Origin of the sequence: Pseudochryseolinea flava, assembly GCF_003286915.1 — a bacterium.
In the GTDB taxonomy this organism is placed as follows: domain Bacteria; phylum Bacteroidota; class Bacteroidia; order Cytophagales; family Cyclobacteriaceae; genus Ohtaekwangia; species Ohtaekwangia flava.
In genome coordinates this window covers 1,080,208-1,097,889 of the sequence record NZ_QMFY01000001.1, presented here as the reverse complement: position 1 = coordinate 1,097,889, position 17,682 = coordinate 1,080,208, and the positions used below count along the sequence as shown (strand labels likewise).

At 43.7% G+C, this 17,682-nt stretch carries 14 protein-coding genes; 10 read left to right on the top strand and 4 right to left on the bottom strand.

Translation table 11 applies throughout. The features are described 5' to 3' along the window. The first annotated feature begins 22 nt into the window (after positions 1 to 22). From DQQ10_RS04895 to atpC, 5 genes are all read left to right on the top strand, one after another. A complete protein-coding gene (locus DQQ10_RS04895) occupies positions 23 to 934 on the top strand; it encodes an ABC transporter ATP-binding protein (RefSeq protein ID WP_112745642.1) in 912 nt (303 codons plus the stop codon). Next, the gene (locus DQQ10_RS04890; protein ID WP_112745641.1) at positions 927 to 2,228 is read left to right on the top strand and encodes an ABC transporter permease; all 1,302 of its coding nucleotides are present in this window, start codon (positions 927 to 929) and stop codon (positions 2,226 to 2,228) included. Before DQQ10_RS04895 ends, DQQ10_RS04890 begins: the two co-directional genes overlap by 8 nt. A gap of 130 nt (positions 2,229 to 2,358) precedes the next feature. Next, complete coding sequence (locus DQQ10_RS04885) at positions 2,359 to 3,585, top strand: sensor histidine kinase (protein ID WP_112745640.1); 1,227 nt, start codon at positions 2,359 to 2,361, stop codon at positions 3,583 to 3,585. 270 nt (positions 3,586 to 3,855) lie between these two features. Continuing rightward, complete coding sequence (atpD, locus tag DQQ10_RS04880) at positions 3,856 to 5,364, top strand: F0F1 ATP synthase subunit beta (protein ID WP_112745639.1); 1,509 nt, start codon at positions 3,856 to 3,858, stop codon at positions 5,362 to 5,364. A gap of 69 nt (positions 5,365 to 5,433) precedes the next feature. Further along, the gene (gene atpC / locus DQQ10_RS04875; RefSeq protein ID WP_112745638.1) at positions 5,434 to 5,679 is read left to right on the top strand and encodes an ATP synthase F1 subunit epsilon; all 246 of its coding nucleotides are present in this window, start codon (positions 5,434 to 5,436) and stop codon (positions 5,677 to 5,679) included. A gap of 52 nt (positions 5,680 to 5,731) precedes the next feature. Here atpC and DQQ10_RS04870 read toward each other — a convergent pair whose 3' ends face one another. The 3 genes from DQQ10_RS04870 to DQQ10_RS04860 are packed head-to-tail and all read right to left on the bottom strand — an operon-like array spanning position 5,732 to position 8,345. After that, complete coding sequence (locus DQQ10_RS04870) at positions 5,732 to 6,055, bottom strand: DUF6787 family protein (protein WP_112745637.1); 324 nt, start codon at positions 6,053 to 6,055, stop codon at positions 5,732 to 5,734. Between the two features lie 16 nt (positions 6,056 to 6,071). After that, on the bottom strand, positions 6,072 to 6,761 hold the full coding sequence (locus DQQ10_RS04865; protein ID WP_112745636.1) for an RluA family pseudouridine synthase: 690 nt from the start codon (positions 6,759 to 6,761) through the stop codon (positions 6,072 to 6,074). A gap of 6 nt (positions 6,762 to 6,767) precedes the next feature. Next, positions 6,768 to 8,345, bottom strand: coding sequence for a peptide chain release factor 3 (locus DQQ10_RS04860; RefSeq protein ID WP_112745635.1), 1,578 nt, complete (start codon positions 8,343 to 8,345; stop codon positions 6,768 to 6,770). A gap of 92 nt (positions 8,346 to 8,437) precedes the next feature. On the opposite strand from DQQ10_RS04860, the gene DQQ10_RS04855 reads away from it, so the two are divergent. The 5 genes from DQQ10_RS04855 to DQQ10_RS04835 all read left to right on the top strand — a co-directional run bounded on the left by DQQ10_RS04855 (position 8,438) and on the right by DQQ10_RS04835 (position 16,421). Further along, positions 8,438 to 9,409 carry an aldo/keto reductase gene (locus tag DQQ10_RS04855; RefSeq protein ID WP_112745634.1) on the top strand — a complete coding sequence of 324 codons (972 nt, stop codon included), beginning with the start codon at positions 8,438 to 8,440 and terminating at the stop codon, positions 9,407 to 9,409. Positions 9,410 to 9,473: 64 nt separating this feature from the next. After that, positions 9,474 to 11,405: a tetratricopeptide repeat protein gene (locus DQQ10_RS04850; protein ID WP_165823794.1), complete on the top strand. Its 1,932-nt coding sequence runs from the start codon at positions 9,474 to 9,476 to the stop codon at positions 11,403 to 11,405. Positions 11,406 to 11,502: 97 nt separating this feature from the next. Further along, a complete protein-coding gene (dnaK, locus tag DQQ10_RS04845) occupies positions 11,503 to 13,419 on the top strand; it encodes a molecular chaperone DnaK (protein ID WP_112745632.1) in 1,917 nt (638 codons plus the stop codon). A 190-nt stretch (positions 13,420 to 13,609) separates the two neighbouring features. Next, a complete protein-coding gene (locus tag DQQ10_RS04840; RefSeq protein WP_112745631.1) occupies positions 13,610 to 14,932 on the top strand; it encodes an aspartate kinase in 1,323 nt (440 codons plus the stop codon). Between the two features lie 184 nt (positions 14,933 to 15,116). Continuing rightward, positions 15,117 to 16,421 (top strand): hemolysin family protein, encoded by a 1,305-nt coding sequence (locus DQQ10_RS04835; protein ID WP_112745630.1) that lies wholly within the window; start codon positions 15,117 to 15,119, stop codon positions 16,419 to 16,421. A 28-nt stretch (positions 16,422 to 16,449) separates the two neighbouring features. On the opposite strand, the gene DQQ10_RS04830 is transcribed toward DQQ10_RS04835, so the two are convergent. Beyond that, positions 16,450 to 17,676 carry a Glu/Leu/Phe/Val dehydrogenase dimerization domain-containing protein gene (locus DQQ10_RS04830; RefSeq protein ID WP_112745629.1) on the bottom strand — a complete coding sequence of 409 codons (1,227 nt, stop codon included), beginning with the start codon at positions 17,674 to 17,676 and terminating at the stop codon, positions 16,450 to 16,452. Positions 17,677 to 17,682: the final 6 nt, after the last annotated feature.

Here is a 17,682-nt window from a genome sequence, read left to right as displayed (position 1 = left end):
CGCCGTATCAAAACTTAAACCTTTGGAAGCACTGATAGCCACTAACGTGACCAAGCACTACGCCAATCATGTAGCGCTTAACGACGTCAGCATCAACATCCCTTCGCATTCCATTTATGGATTACTTGGGCCTAATGGTGCCGGAAAAACAACCCTTATTCGAATTATCAATCAGATCATTAACGCCGACAAAGGGCAGATCTCGATATTCGGTGAACCTCTTCAAGCCAAACACATTGGTGTAATTGGTTATCTCCCTGAAGAGCGCGGCCTTTATAAGAAATTGAAAGTTGGAGAGCAACTCGTTTACCTCGCGCAACTCAAAGGCCTTAGCAAAAAAGAAGCAACAGAACGTAGCAAAGCGTGGATTAAAAAGTTTGAGGTCACCGACTGGTGGACCAAAAAGGTTGAAGACCTCAGCAAAGGCATGGCCCAGAAAGTACAGTTCATCAGTACGGTGATGCATGAACCCAAGTTGATCATCCTCGATGAACCATTTTCAGGTTTCGACCCTGTCAATGCACAAATTATCACAAAAGAAATTTTAGAGCTGAAAGAAAAGGGGTGCACGGTTATCTTCTCTACCCACCGCATGGAGACCGTAGAAGATCTTTGCGATCATATTGCATTAATCAACCGATCTGAAAAGATTCTCGAAGGATCGAAAAAACAGGTGAAGGAAAAATATCGATCGAATACCTATCGTGTAGAACACACCGGAACATTCGCCTTAAATCAAAATGGCTTTACACTACTCGATCAAAAAAAATTAGAAGACAACGTTTACCAGTCAGAAATTCAAATCTCTTCGGGCAGCGCCAATCATTTGATTCGAACGCTTACTGACTATACCGAGATCCATAGTTTTACAGAAAAAATTCCAACCATGAGTGAAATCTTTATCTCGTTGGTGAAAGGAGGCACACATGAATAAGGTATTCCTCATCATTCAGCGTGAGTTTTTAAATCGCGTGCAGAAGAAATCGTTTCTTGTCGCTACTATTCTTATTCCATTGATCTTCCCGTCTATTATGGCGGTACTATTTTATGTGAAGAAACAACAAGATGAAACCGCAGCAAAGAAGATCATTCATTACATTGACGAGGGCAAAATTTTTGAGCCCGACAGCAAAAAATTTGAGTTTGTAAGAGAAACATCAACGCTAGCAGAAGCGAAGGAAAATCTTAAGAAAGATGAACAAGTTTTTGCGTTGCTCTACATTCCAGAAATTGATATTTCAAAACCACAGGGAATACAACTTTTCACCAAGAGCAAAATTAGTCTCGGCGTACAGGGCGACATCAATTATGTTCTCGAAGAGCGAATCAAGGAGCTCAAAATGGAAAGGTTTAAGATCGACAGAGCCATCCTGGATAGCTTGAAGACGTCGGTTTCGCTTAAGACTACCGACATCAGCGGCGACGTTGAACAAGAATCAAATTCCGGATGGATCGTAGGCGTCGGTGTCGCCGCCGGCATATTGATGTATATGTTTATCTTCATTTACGGTGCTCAAATTATGCAGGGCATCATCGAAGAGAAAACGAGCAAGGTCGTTGAAGTTATTGTATCTTCTGTTCGCCCTTTCCAATTAATGCTGGGCAAAATTCTTGGACTCGCCTCAGTAGGATTATTGCAATTCATTATCTGGATTATACTCATCACCACACTTACCGGCGTTGTGTTTTCATACTTTGGCATCGACTCCAGCCAACAGCAAATGGTCAGTCAAATGACGCCAGAAGCGCAAGCCGCACAGAATCAGTTTGTGATGGACTTACATGCAAACATTGATAAAATCCCATTCACGTATCTCATTTGTAACTTCTTATTCTTTTTCCTCGGCGGATATCTCATTTACGGTGCCATGTTCGCGGCCGTGGGTTCAGCTGTCGACAGTCCTGCGGAAGCGCAACAGTTTATGTTCCCCATTACACTCCCGATGCTGATTGCCTACTTTGGATTGTTTACCTTCATTATCGATGATCCACAAGGCCCAATCAGTGTTTGGTTATCTATTATTCCATTCACGTCTCCGATCGCCATGATGGGGCGACTAGGCTTCGGTGTGCCACTCTGGCAATTGATCTTGTCGCAGGTTCTATTGATCGGCGGATTTATTCTCACCACTTGGATTGCCGCAAGAATTTATCGCGTGGGAATTCTCATGCACGGCACGAAAGTAAATTACAAAGTGCTGGCAAAGTGGTTTATGATGAAAAACTAAATTAAGCGGAAAGCAAAAAGCTAAAAGCAGAAAGTGCGCGTGCTCTGAAAAAAGACAGAACAGCCGTGACGCAAGACTTTAAGCTTTCTGCTTTCCGCTTTTAGCTTAAAGTTGCTATTTTCAATCCTGCATGAGTAAAAAGATCGTTACGCCGGGGATTGATTTCTATCAACGCAATACACGATTCAAGTGGGTTGTTCTCGCTGTTTCAATCTTAATTAGTGCGGGATCTATTTACTACACAAAAATTCTTGTCGATCAGCTGAAGGGACGCGAACGTCAGCAGGTTCATTTGTACGCCAAGGCAATTGAATACACTGCGAAAGAACAAGACCCCTATAGCGATGTAAACTTCATCGCGCAAGAATTATTATTTCAGAACAAATCCATTCCGATCATACTCGCCGATGGCAATGGGAATGTTTTATCGTCTCGCAACCTATTTATCGATAGCACTTGGTCGGAAAATCGTACGAAATCTTTTCTAAAAAAGGAAATGGATTTGATGCGTGAGACCTACGAACCCATAACGGTAACGTTGCGCGATCCACAAACCAATGAGGTTTTTGGGACACAGTATATCTATTATAAAAATTCCAGCCTATTAACACAGATCATTGCATACCCTTACATCCAGTTATCGGTTATCGCCATTTTCGGATTCATTGCCTACATGGCTTTTAATTATTCGAAGGCCGCGGAGCAGAACCGTGTATGGGTAGGGCTTGCAAAAGAAACAGCACACCAGCTAGGCACACCGTTGTCGTCTTTAATGGCATGGGTCGAAGTGATCAGAGAAGATGCTGACATGCGCGAAAAAGGAGTAGTTGAAGAGCTTGAGAAGGATATTCAAAAGCTCCGGATTGTGACAGAACGTTTTTCGAGTATTGGATCGACACCTACGTTAAAACAAGAAAATGTTGTTGCGCTTATCCATAACGTTGTAAACTATCTGCGCCCACGTGTGTCGTCAAAAATTAAAATTGAAGTCTACACCCTTTCTGAAAGCATCATCGCCAACGTTCATGCGCCGTTGTTTGAATGGGTTATCGAAAATCTTTGTAAAAATGCCGTCGATGCCATGGGGAATTCTGGCGTAATCGCCATCAAAATTTTAAGGGGTAGCGAGAATAAGGTATTTATAGACGTGTCAGACACTGGAAAAGGGATTCCGCGGTCAAAGCTCGAGACCGTATTTCGTCCTGGGTTTACCACAAAAAAGAGAGGCTGGGGATTAGGATTGACCTTGGCCAAACGAATTATCGATACTTACCACAACGGCAAAATTTTCGTGAAGGCCTCCGAAGAAAATCAGGGCACAACGTTCAGGATCTCCATCAACGCAGTAACACACTGAGTTGCCTTCGGTTCTAGGTTTAAAGTTGAAAGTTTAAAGTTCGGCGGCCGTTTTTTAGTAAGGCTTGTGACACATTGCACATTCGCAGCTGTTGACAGTACTGCAATGGCACATAAACATCTTTTTGTCAATACTTTAAACTTTAAATTTTGAACTTTCAACCGAAAGGTCTGTTCCGCGCGAATAATTCATTCCAGACCTTTGTTCTTCTTGCGTAAACGGCTACTTTTGCGGTCGATTTTCAGACCTATAAATTCAAATCATTTCACAATGGCAAATATTGGAAAGATCACCCAGGTAATCGGGCCTGTAGTAGACGTTGCCTTCGACGGCGAAGGGGCTAAATTACCCAACATTCTTGACTCGTTAGAAGTAACCAAGGGCGACGGAACTAAAGTTGTTCTTGAATGCCAGCAGCACCTTGGCGAAGACCGCGTTCGTACCATCTCTATGGAAGGTACTGAAGGTTTGGTGAGAGGAATGAAGGTGACCGATACAGGCAAGCCTATCGCAATGCCTGTTGGCGACGATATCAAAGGACGTCTTTTCAATGTAGTAGGCGAAGCTATCGACGGTATCAAACAACCTAAAGGCGAGCAGTCTTTACCGATCCACCGTGCAGCGCCGCTGTTCGAAGATCTTTCTACTTCAACTGAAGTTCTTTTTACTGGTATTAAAGTTATCGACCTTATCGAGCCATATTCAAAAGGTGGTAAAATTGGATTGTTCGGTGGTGCCGGTGTAGGTAAAACCGTATTGATCCAGGAATTGATCAACAACATCGCGAAAGCATATTCAGGTCTGTCAGTATTTGCTGGTGTGGGAGAAAGAACACGTGAAGGTAATGACCTCCTCCGCGAGATGATCGAAGCAGGAATCGTTACATACGGTGATGAATTTATGAAATCTCTCCACGAAGGCGGATGGGATCTTTCTAAAGTAGATGACGAAAAACTTAAAGATTCAAAAGCAACATTCGTGTTCGGTCAGATGAACGAACCTCCAGGAGCACGTGCTCGTGTGGCGCTTTCTGGTCTTACAGTTGCTGAATATTTCCGTGATGGTGATGGCAAAGGAAAAGGACGTGATATCCTCTTCTTTATCGACAACATCTTCCGTTTCACACAAGCTGGTTCTGAAGTGTCAGCCCTCCTTGGCCGTATGCCTTCAGCGGTAGGTTATCAGCCAACACTCGCATCTGAAATGGGTGCGATGCAAGAGCGTATTACGTCAACAAAGAATGGTTCAATCACTTCAGTTCAGGCCGTATACGTACCTGCCGATGACTTGACTGACCCTGCTCCTGCTACTACCTTCGCTCACTTGGATGCAACAACGGTATTGAGCCGTAAAATTTCTGAGCTTGGTATCTATCCTGCGGTAGATCCATTGGATTCAACATCACGTATCCTCCGTCCGGAGATCGTTGGTGAGGAACACTATAACACAGCTCAACGTGTGAAGAACATCCTCCAGCGTTACAAAGAACTTCAAGATATCATCGCTATCCTTGGTATGGATGAATTGAGCGATGAAGATAAGCAGGTTGTACACCGCGCACGTCGCGTACAACGTTTCTTGTCACAACCATTCCACGTTGCTGAAGCCTTCACAGGTCTCAAAGGTGTGTTGGTTGATATCAAAGACACAATCAAAGCATTTAATGCAATCATGGATGGTCAGTACGACCACTTACCTGAAATGGCATTCAATCTCGTCGGTAGCATCGAACAAGCCGTAGAAAAAGGCGAGAAGATGATGGCCGATGCTAAAGCATAATCTTTAAGATGATCACAAGGTTGGGTTCTCGCTCAACCTTGTGTTATTTCAATCAACAACGCGAACAGCATGCATTTAGAAATATTAACACCAGAGAAAAGAGTATTTGAGGGTGAAGTTTCGATCGCCACGTTTCCAGGCGCTGATGGTTCATTCCAGGTCATGGATCACCATGCTCCACTCATCAGCTTGTTGAAAGAAGGCGTTGTCGAATACAAGTCCAAAGATTTAAAGAATACAATTACCATTACGGGTGGAGTTGTGGAAGTGTTGAAAAACAAAACCATTCTTCTGGCCGATGGTATCGTAGAATAGTAAATGAGAAAATTTGATCGACAAAGAAGCCTGGTAACAACCGGGCTTTTTTTTATTTCACGGGTTCTTGGTTTTTTGCTGATCGTCTGAAAATTCTTCTGAACATCTTCTTCTCGAATTCCCAGAAGAAATTGAACTGACCAAAGATGAATCCATAGCCAAGCAACAGAACGTTATACAATGGCGTCATCAGAAAAATGTAGTAGATCATACTAGCCTTCCAGTTACTTGCATTTCCATCGGTAAGAAAATTCATCACCGGCTTTTTGATAAACATCGCCGATAATCCCGTGCATGCAAAAACAATCAGTATCAACAATAACTGCCAACCACTTTTCAGATTCCAGCGAGTCTTAAGCTTCTCAGTCCATAACATAACGGGAGGATTAACATTATAAGTTTAGAAAATATTTCCATAACCCCCTATCGGGAACCGGAGCCTCGATCGAAATTAATTCTTTTCTAACCGGATGCACGAATGAAAGCTTCCGTGCATGTAAGCAGATACTGCCATCTTCATTCGGTGTTGAATCGCCATACTTTACATCGCCTTTTATCACGCAACCCATACTCGCAAGCTGAACCCGAATTTGATGTGGCCTTCCTGTAACAGGATTTACTTCCAAAAGCCAATGACCATCCGCACTACCGATCAGTTGATAACTCAGCTCTGAACGCAGTGCGCCATTCCGTTCTTGCGCAAAAGCCGTTGTTTTATTTTTACTTTCATCTTTGAGTAACCAGTGAATCAACGTACCGGAATCTTCTGCAGGCTTTTTACCCACAATGGCGAAGTACGTTTTCTTTGTCTCCTTCTCACGGAACAGCGCATTCATTCTTTCCAGCGCTTTCGAGGTTCGCGCCAGCACCACTACGCCACTAACAGGCCTGTCCAGTCGATGCACAACACCAAGAAACACATCGCCGGGTTTATTGAATTTCTTTTTGATATAGGCTTTGCAAAGTTCCGAGAGCGGAACGTCGCCGGTGGCATCGCCTTGCACTAAAATACCTGGAGATTTATTCACGATGAGCAGGTGATTATCCTCGTAAATCACTTCGAATGGTCGCGGCCTGCTCATCGCTGTTTATTTAAACTCCGAGGTAAAGTGAAATTGAATTTCAGGAAAGTTGTCTTGCACCATCTGCAGCCACGCTCTCGATTCAGCCATAAACACAAGTTTACCATCTTTATCGCGCGCAATATGTCGCTGTTTTGAATCGATGAACTCGTTCAACTTCTTCGGATCGTCACTGCTAATCCAGCATGCCTTATAAATACTTTGCGACTGAAATTCCGCAGTAGCATTGTATTCATTCTTCAACCGGAATTGAATTACCTCAAACTGAAGCGCGCCTACTACACCGACTACTTTTCTTTTTCCAAGTTCGTAGGTAAACAACTGCGCAACGCCCTCCTCCATTAATTGCAGCAATCCTTTTTCCAGCTGCTTGGTTTTCATCGCATCGAGGTTGATTACTTCTTTAAAGATTTCTGGCGAGAAGCTCGGAATACCGGTATACATTACCTTTTCGCCTTCCGTGATCGTATCACCAATCTTTAAGTTACCGGTATCATAGATACCAATGATATCACCCGGAAAAGCTTCCTCAACGGTTTCACGGTCTTGCGCCATGAAGGCCGTTGCATTGGAGAAGCGTAAGTTTTTTTCTTGACGAACGTGATAGTAGTTACTACCTCTTTCGAATTTACCTGAGCATATTCGAAGGAAGGCAATTCTGTTTCGATGCTGAGGATCCATGTTCGCATGTATCTTGAAGATGAACCCTGTAAATTTCTTTTCCTCTGGTTCTACTACCCGTACCGTTGTTTCACGTTCAACCGGTGGCGGTGCGATGCGAATGAAGGTATCTAACAATTCTTTTACACCGAAGTTGTTAACCGCGCTTCCAAAGAAAACAGGTGCTACTTTTCCATCGAGGTAGTCTTGTATATTAAAATCAGGATACACACCTTCAATGAGTTCTACGTCAGCGCGAAGTTGCTTTGCGTTATTCTCACCCACACGTTCATCCAATTGTGGATCATTGATATCGACTTCAAGTCCTTCCTCGATCGTGATTTTGCTTGGTGTGAATAGATGAAGACTTTTTTCGTAAAGGCTATACACCCCTTTGAAAGTCTTACCCATACTGATCGGCCAGCTCAACGGGCGAACTTTAATATCTAACTTTTCTTCAATCTCATCGATTAGATCGAATGGGTCACGACCTTCACGATCGAGCTTGTTGATGAAACAAATCACTGGCGTATTGCGCATGCGACAAACCTCCATGAGTTTCTCTGTTTGCATCTCTACCCCTTTCACGCAATCGATCACCATGATGACACTATCGACAGCCGTGAGTGTTCTATACGTATCTTCCGCAAAGTCTTTGTGACCGGGTGTATCAAGGAGGTTAATCTTAACGTCACGATAGTTAAATCCCATCACCGACGTAGCAACCGAGATACCTCTTTGCTTTTCAATCTCCATCCAGTCGGAACGAGCGTGGTCTTTGATTTTGCTTGACTTAACAGCGCCTGCCTTCTGAATCGCACCACCAAACAGCAGCAATTTTTCAGTGAGTGTCGTTTTTCCTGCATCGGGGTGACTGATAATCCCAAAAGTTCGTCGTTTCGCTATTTCCTGTTCGAGGTTCATGATCTATATTGTCCGGCCGCAAAGGTAGAAAAAAAGTAAAGCCTGACGGTGGCTACTTTTGCCATTCAAATCATTAAATAAAATATTTCGAGATGGAGTACAGACGCTTTGGGAAAACAGACTGGAAAGTAAGTGAAATCGGTTACGGCATGTGGGGACTCGCCGGCTGGACGGGTAACGATAGTCAAGAAATCAAACGATCACTCGATCGATCCATTGAACTGGGTTGTAATTTTTTTGATACCGCGTGGGCCTATGCTGCCGGAAAAAGCGAACAGATCCTGGGTGAATTGATGAAGGAACACGCTAGCAAGCAATTGCACTTCGCGACGAAAATACCTGCCAAGAATTTTAAATGGCCTTCTAAACCATCCTATAAACTGGAGGATTGTTTTCCGGCATCACACATTATTGAGTACACCGAAAAAAGCTTAAAAAATCTGAATGTCGATTGCATCGACTTACAACAATTCCACGTGTGGGAAGATGGCTGGGCAAATCACGACGACTGGAAAAAGGGTGTCGAAAAATTGAAGAAAGAAGGAAAAGTAAAACACTTTGGCATCAGCGTAAATCGCTGGGAGCCTGAGAATGTTTTAAAAACTTTAGAAACCGGTTTGATTGACGCGGTTCAGGTGATTTACAACATATTTGATCAAGCACCAGAAGACAAGTTGTTTCCGCTCTGCAAGAAGCTGGATATTGGTGTTATAGCACGCGTACCTTTTGATGAAGGGACACTCACAGGAACATTGACAAAAGACACAAAATTCCCGGCTGACGATTGGCGATCGACTTACTTCGTTCCTGAGAATTTGATTCCAAGCGTAGATCATGCTGAAGCATTGCGTCCATTAATTCCAAGCAGCATGACAATGGCCGAGATGGCACTGCGTTTCATTCTCAGCAACGATGATGTGCACACCATTATTCCAGGAATGCGTAAATTGAAAAACGTTGAAGCAAATATCGGAACAAGCGATGGCAAAGGGTTACCGAAGTTGTTGCTACAAGAATTGAAAGGTCACCGTTGGGATCGTACGCCAACGGCGTGGTCGCAGTAGAAAGTTTATTCTTAAGAATCGTATGTATCAATACCTCAACTCCAGGGTATCCGTTATTTTAATCATGGCGCTGCTCATTCATTTTGTGAGCAGCGGCCAAATGGTTAGCGAAAGATTTCGCGCACAAATTGATCCCACCAAATATCCTGTCATCAAATTTGAGTGGAGCCTTCCGGGCAACATCCAAGTTATCATGAATGAAGGTCTGACCAATATTGATGTTGAAAAATATGATCAGGCTGTTATCAATTTCACACAAGTACTGAAAGAGAAACCTGATTTTTGGCCAGCATTATACTACCGCGGCGTTGCCTATCGTATTGCGGGGGATCATGAGAAAGCAAAAGCAGACTTCATAGCATGCGTGCTAAAGGAAAACGCGTTGGTCGCGGGGCATTATCTACTGGCAGAAACTTATTATCAGTTACACGCACTGAGCGAGGCCGAGGCAACGTATCGCAAAGTTATCAAAATGGAATCTTCTCATGCACTTGCACTCTATGGATTAGCAAACGTGAACCTGGCACGTTACGATTTTTCCGATGCAGAGCGATACTATGAAAAAAGCACTGCTGTCGATCCGGCGTTTGCACAGGGATACATTATGCAGGGGGTGCTGAAAATCCGGTCGAACGGAAAGAAAAATACGGCGGCGCTTCAACTACTTGACCGCGGACTTGCGATAGACTCTTTGATTTCTGAAGGGCTTTTCTGGCGAGGTATGATTTATCTTGATCGTCGAGATTACGTCAGGTGCCTTAGGGACTGGAATAATCTGGTTCGTGCCCATCCAAACGATCCATATTATCTTATTTTCAGAAGTTTTCTTCACATTGAATTAAAAGATTTTGATCGTGCATTTAATGATATTAAGAAGGCAGTGCTCATGCACAAACTGGATGTCAATGCGTATAAAGCTTCCGAAACCGCATTGGATAAACAGATAGAGCTTCAGAATGCTGCTGCATATGTAGCAAGGTTCAGCTATGGATTAAACGAGCACGCACTCATAAGTTTCAAAAAAGGTTTTTGCTACTTCGTCGCTGGGAATAGTGCTCAATCCAATTACTTTCTAAAGCTGGCTGAGAACACCGAACCATCTGCAACGATATTTTACATGCGCGCGGTAAACTACGACCACAGTTCAAAACACGACTCAGCACACATCTACTATGACAAAGCACTTGCGCTAGACAATGAAATTATCGACGCTCATAAAAAGCGCGCAATCTATCGTTATCAGTTAGGTGACTGGAAAGGAGCTTATGCCGATCTCGACCAGATGCTACGTTTGGAGCCATCGATGCATGTCACTTACAGAATCCGAGGATATATTCGTGCACATCAAAAAGATTATGTTGAAGCGATCAATGACCTGACAACGTTTCTGAAAGTTGATTCAGTAGATGCAGATGCCTGGAAGACGAGAGGGTATTGCCGTGGAGAAATAAATGACGTGGCTGGTAAACTTGCTGACTATCGTCAATCATTACGTTTAAACCCTTCGGACGAACCTATTCTGAACGAGCTAGCGGAGCAATATGCAGCGACAAGTGACACAACGAACCTTATCTCATTCCACAATGAATTTAAGGATACCTATTCAAACAGTCCGGCGTTTAAATATCTACTCATCGACTATTTTATCAACGCGAAGAGCTGGAAGCGCGCATCGCTGGAAGTTGAAAAAAACCGCTTGTTGGAATCGGAAGAAGGCAAAGACGACACTAATCGCAAACGTGTTTTTTCTATCCTTGCACGCTACAATGGGCTAATCGAACTCGGGCAGCAACATTATGATCAAGCCGTAAAAAACTTCACGTTGGCATTGACCATTTACGAGTTTAATCATGAAGCGCGATTTCTGCGAGGTAAAACATACCTGGCGATGGGAGACCGAAAACAGGCTATTGAAGACTTCCAGTTTCTGACGGGGGTGTATTATCCAGAAGCAGCGGCGATGTTAAAAGAGGCGCGAAAGCGTCCAAAAAAATGACAATTCACTGTCATTGTGTCACAAAAAATCGCCAAAAAAGGCCTTGGCACAACCATTGAAGAGCTGACCGCAGAAAATAAACTCACTAAATAATATCATGGGAAAAATCATTGGAATAGACTTAGGAACCACTAACTCGTGCGTTGCTGTGATGGAAGGTAACGAACCGGTTGTGATTGCCAATAGCGAAGGCCGTAGGACGACGCCTTCAATAGTTGCCTTTCTCGACAACGGAAAGGGAGAGCGTAAGGTGGGTGATCCTGCAAAGCGTCAGGCTATTACCAACCCCCAGAATACCGTTTCTTCCATCAAACGTTTCATGGGCAAAAACTTCAACGATGTAGATGGCGAAAAGAAAATGGTGTCGTACCAGGTAGAAGCTGGTAACAACAGCACCGTTCGTGTTCGCATCGGCGATCGTTTGTATACAGCACAAGAGATCTCTGCGATGATCCTTCAGAAAATGAAGTCAACAGCAGAAGACTATCTTGGAACTTCTGTGACAGAAGCTGTTATTACTGTACCAGCATACTTTAATGACGCTGAGCGTCAGGCAACCAAAGAAGCTGGCCAGATTGCAGGTCTTGATGTAAAACGTATCATCAACGAACCAACTGCAGCTGCCCTTGCTTACGGTCTTGACAAGAAACACGCAGACATGAAAATCGCCGTCTACGACTTAGGTGGTGGTACATTCGATATTTCAGTCCTTGAACTCGGTGACGGTGTATTCGAAGTAAAATCAACGAACGGTGATGTTCACCTTGGTGGTGACGACTTCGATTTGCGCATCATGAACTGGTTGGCAGAAGAATTCCAGAAAGAAGAAGGCCAAGATCTTCGTAAAGATCCAATGGCGCTTCAGCGCTTAAAAGAAGCTTCTGAAAAAGCAAAAATTGAACTATCAAGTTCATCTGAGACGGAAGTAAACTTACCATACATTACATCTGTTGACGGTGTTCCTAAACACTTGGTGAAAAAACTCAGCCGCGCCAAATTTGAGCAGTTGGTTGATGATCTCGTGCGCAGAACACTGGAGCCATGCCGTAAAGCAGTAGAAGATGCCGGTGTAAACGTATCTGAAATCGACGAAGTAATTCTTGTTGGTGGATCGACTCGTATCCCACGCATTCAAGAAGAAGTAGAAAAATTCTTTGGTAAAAAGCCATCAAAAGGTGTTAACCCTGATGAAGTAGTAGCGGTTGGCGCTGCCATTCAAGGTGGTGTGTTAACAGGTGAAGTAAAAGATGTACTTCTCCTCGACGTTACACCGCTTTCATTGGGTATCGAAACGCTCGGTGGTGTGTTCACAAAATTGATTGAGTCGAATACAACGATTCCTTCGAAGAAGTCTGAAACGTTCTCGACGGCAGCGGATAATCAACCATCGGTTGAGATTCACGTCCTTCAAGGTGAGCGTCCAATGGCGAAAGACAATCGCACGATCGGAAGATTCCACTTGGATGGCTTCCCGCCAGCGCCAAGAGGTATTCCTCAAATCGAAGTTACATTCGACATTGATGCGAACGGTATCCTCCACGTGTCTGCCAAGGACAAGGGCACCGGCAAAGAGCAAAAGATCCGTATTGAAGCATCTTCAGGATTGACAGAACAAGAGATCAACAAGATGAAGCAAGAAGCACAAGCGAATGCTGAAGCTGATCGCAAAGAGAAAGAGCGTCAAGACAAGATCAACCAAGCTGACTCATTAATCTTCCAAACTGAAAAACAGTTGAAAGAATATGGTGAGAAGCTTTCTGAACAGAACAAGACGACGATCAATAATGCACTTGAGACATTAAAACAAGCGCACAAGAATCAAGATCTGACAGGCATTGAAAATGCGATGAACACGCTCAATGCAGCATGGCAAGGCGCGGCTACCGAGATGTATCAAAACACTGGCGGTCCAACTGCAGGTGCTACTGGTAACCAAGGTGGTGCACAAGGTGGAAGTTCCGATAGCAACAATGTGTCGGACGTAGAATATGAAGAAGTGAACGACAAGAAGTAAAACTTGCTCAATCATTGACAAGGGCGTCTCGCAAGGGACGCCCTTTGTTTTTTAGCATAATCCCCCAGTTCGTTGAGCAACTAACATACTTTAGTTTGCGTGTGGTGTATAAAATTTTCAGTTGCGTTTTCAACATAACACCTAAAATAATTTTTCTGATCGCTATATTTGCCCGCTAAAATTTACTCACATGCTCGTAATGAAATTCGGAGGTACCTCCGTCGGCAAGCCTGAACGTATGAAGAAAATTGCCGAGCTGTTGCTTTCAACACCCGGTAAAAAGATCGTCGTGCTTTCGGCATTGTCCGGAACCACTAATGCATTGGTTTCAATCGGAGACAATCTTCTGCTCGGCCAAAAGGCTAAGGCGGAAGAAACAATCGCTACGCTCGAAACTCATTACAACACATTTGTAAAGGAATTGTACGGCAGCGAATCTTTCCAAGCCATTGGTCAGGAAATCGTAAGTCGATTCTTCATCTTTATCAGGTTGCTTGCAGCAGGTCATTTTGACAATAAAGGTTATCGCGAATTACTCGCACAGGGTGAATTGATTTCTACTGAACTTTTTTATCAGCACCTTCAAGAACGAAAAATTAGTGCACGTCTATTGCCTGCGCTTTACTTCATGTCTATCGACGAAAATGAAGAGCCTGAGTTGGAGAAAATATCTGTGCGCCTGAAACCATTGGTAAGCTCGCTAAACAACATCGAGATCATTATTACGCAAGGATATATTTGCCGCAACCACCGAAACGAAATAGATAACCTTAAACGTGGTGGTAGCGACTACACTGCTTCACTCGTGGGTGCTGCCATTCAAGCAGAGGAGATTCAGATCTGGACCGACATCGATGGCATGCACAACAACGATCCGCGCATCGTCAAGAAAACGGTCCCTATCTCAGAACTTACTTTCGACGAAGCTTCAGAATTAGCATACTTCGGCGCTAAAATTCTTCACCCGTCAACCATTGTACCAGCGCAAAAGATGAATGTACCCGTGCGCTTGAAAAACACGATGGATGAAAAAGCTCCTGGAACAATCATTACGAGTAAAGGTACCGAAGGTTCTTTCAAAGCAATCGCTGCAAAAGATGATATTACTGCGATTAACATTAGGTCGTCGCGTATGCTGATGGCTTACGGTTTCTTGCGTCGTGTGTTTGAAGTTTTTGAAAACTACAAGACGTCTATCGACATGGTTACTACATCGGAAGTAGCAGTATCGTTAACCATCGATAACAATACACATCTTACGGCAATTGAAAATGAATTGAAAAAATTCGGCGTTATTGAAGTGTATAAAGATCAAACAATTATTTGCGTTGTTGGGAATAAAATCACAGAACAGAAAGGTGTGCTGAACAAAATTTTCGATTCGCTTTCATCCATCCCTGTAAGAATGGTGTGTAGCGGGGGAAGTACGAACAACGTAACAGTTCTTGTTGATAAAGGCAATAAAGCTCCGGCACTGAACGCTTTAAACGAAGGCCTTTTCGGATTGAAATAGTAGGCTAAATATTTCAAAAAAACCATTGAAGGACGGACAGCGTGTTCGTCCTTCTTTTTTGTTACGACCGATAACAAAACTGGTCAATAATGGCCTTAATCGCTCAAAAAACGCTGAAAAAGAAGAAAAATGAAAGAATCACGTAATAACGTTAACTTTGCTGTTTAATGCGGTTTTTTAGGCTATGACTTTTGACATCCTGCTCACGCTCTTTTTAGTTTTTCTAAATGGTTTTTTCGTTGCTGCCGAATTCGCAATTGTGAAGGTCCGTTCCTCACAAATTGCACTTCAAGCTGGCAATTCATCTAAACGAGCCGCACAAATTATCATCGACAACCTCGATGGATTTCTAGCGGCGACGCAATTGGGCATCACGCTTGCGAGTCTTGGCCTCGGCTGGGTCGGTGAAGATGTCGTTTCAAAAATGATCATTTCCGTGATGCATAGCTTCGACTTAAAAATAACAGAGGAAGCAGCCCATAACATTTCTATTCCCATTGCCTTCGCAACCTTAACCGTGTTGCACATTGTGTTTGGCGAGCTTGCGCCGAAATCATTGGCTATTCGTTATCCGACGTCGACTACCCTGAGCGTGTCAATACCGCTCCGTGTATTTTATTTCATCTTCAAGCCCTTCATTCGTTTACTGAATGGTCTTGCTAATTTGATTCTGCGTCCCTTTGGAATTCGTCCGGTGAGCGAACAGGATATTCATTCGGAAGAAGAATTGAAACTGATCATCGCAGAAAGTGAAGAAGGCGGTGCCATTGAAAGCAGCGAGCGCGAACTCATTCAAAATGTTTTCGACTTCGACGATCGCATTGTAAAACAAGTGATGGTTCCGCGCATTAAAATATCGGGAATCAACTCCAATGTTACCCTCGATCAGGCTTTGCAGATCGTGATGAAAGAAGGTTATTCACGGTATCCGATTTATGATCACAATCTTGATGAGATCAAAGGTATCCTTCACGGAAAGGACATTATCTTCCACTACATCAACAAGACGAATAAGAGTCTGCTCGAAATAGCGCACCAACCTTATTTCGTTACAGAGAATAAACCGATTGACCACTTGTTGCGTGAATTCCAAAAGAAGAAAGTGCAGATGGCGATTGTGATCAGTGAATATGGCGGTACCATCGGCATTGTAACCATGGAAGATATCATCGAAGAGCTTGTTGGCGAGATTCAAGATGAGCATGATCATGAAGCGCAAATCGTTACGCAGCATGATAACATGTATCAGGTTATAGCAACCTCATCTATTCACGACATCAATAAAGTTTTAGACGAACCATTCCCGGAGTCTGAAGACTACGACACCTTAGCAGGACTTCTCCTTCTTCACAAACCTTTCGACTTGCGTGAAGGAGAAGAATTTGATCTTGACGGCTATCACGTGAAGATTGTGAAGATGAATAAAACACTTCCGGAAATCGTAGAGCTGCGGACTTTGCCTAAATCCGAAGAGGAAGCGCAAGATTAATATCGCACAATCACTTCAGCGATCTTTTTTACACCAGTTGTTTTAGCGCTGCTTCAAAAGATGCTTGTGCAATGCCCGTGTTTTTTGCATTTGTCGCGTGCGTCTTTTTAAGCGCATTAAGAATTATTGTGGAGATATCTTCAAATATTGCAGCATCCGTCATTTTCACTTCACTCTCCATGAAGTATGCGAATACACGAGCCATTCCACAGTTGGCAATAAAATCCGGAATCACCGAGAATTTTTGATCGGCATACAATCCTGTAGGACCGAAGAAGATTTCAGGATCAGCAAATGGAACGTTCGCACCGCAAGAAAATACTTCCACCTTCGATGCAATCATTCGGTCAACTTGCTCGCGCGTGATCAAGCGTGACGCTGCTGCGGGAATAAAAATCTCGAACGCTAAATCCCATACTTTTTTATTCACCACATCGAAAGTAAGCATCTTTGGCGATACCAATTTATTTCCATTCCTGTTGATGACAAGTTCCCTGATTTCCTCAAGCGAAAATCCATCTTCGCTAATCAACCCACCTTCGTGGCTTACGATGCCGACAATCTTCACACCCAATTGTGCGAGATAAAATCCAGCGGCAGCGCCTACGTTACCCCATCCTTGAACCACGGCGCGCTTTCCCTTCACATCGCCGCCCCATAAAGTGTAATAGTGTTTGACCGCCTGAGCGACACCATAGCCTGTGCACATGTCGGCTACGGTATACTTTTTCGCCAGTGATGGAGAAAATTTTTCATCTTCAATCACCTTCACAACACCTTGCCGAAGTTGGCCGATGCGATTTACTTTTTGGGCTTCCGTTGGCTTATAGTGTCCTGTGAAAACACCTTCTTGTGGATGCCAAATGCCGACGTCTTCAGTAATGGGAATTACTTCATGAATTTCGTCAACGTTCAAGTCGCCACCCGTACCGTAATAATATTTTAACAGCGGCATCACCGCGGCGTACCAACGTTGTAACACACCGGCTTTCCGCGGATCATTGGGATCGAAATTTATCCCTGACTTTGCTCCCCCAATGGGCGGGCCCGACACTGTGAACTTTACTTCCATTGTCTTGGCGAGCGACTCCACTTCTCGCTTATCAAGTCCCTTTCTCATACGCGTTCCACCACCGGCGGCACCTCCACGCAATGAGTTAATCACAACCCAACCTTCTGCATCAGTCTCGCTATCTTTCCATTCAAATACTACTTCCGGACGTTTCGTCTCGAATTTGTTCAATAATTCTTTCATTGGTCT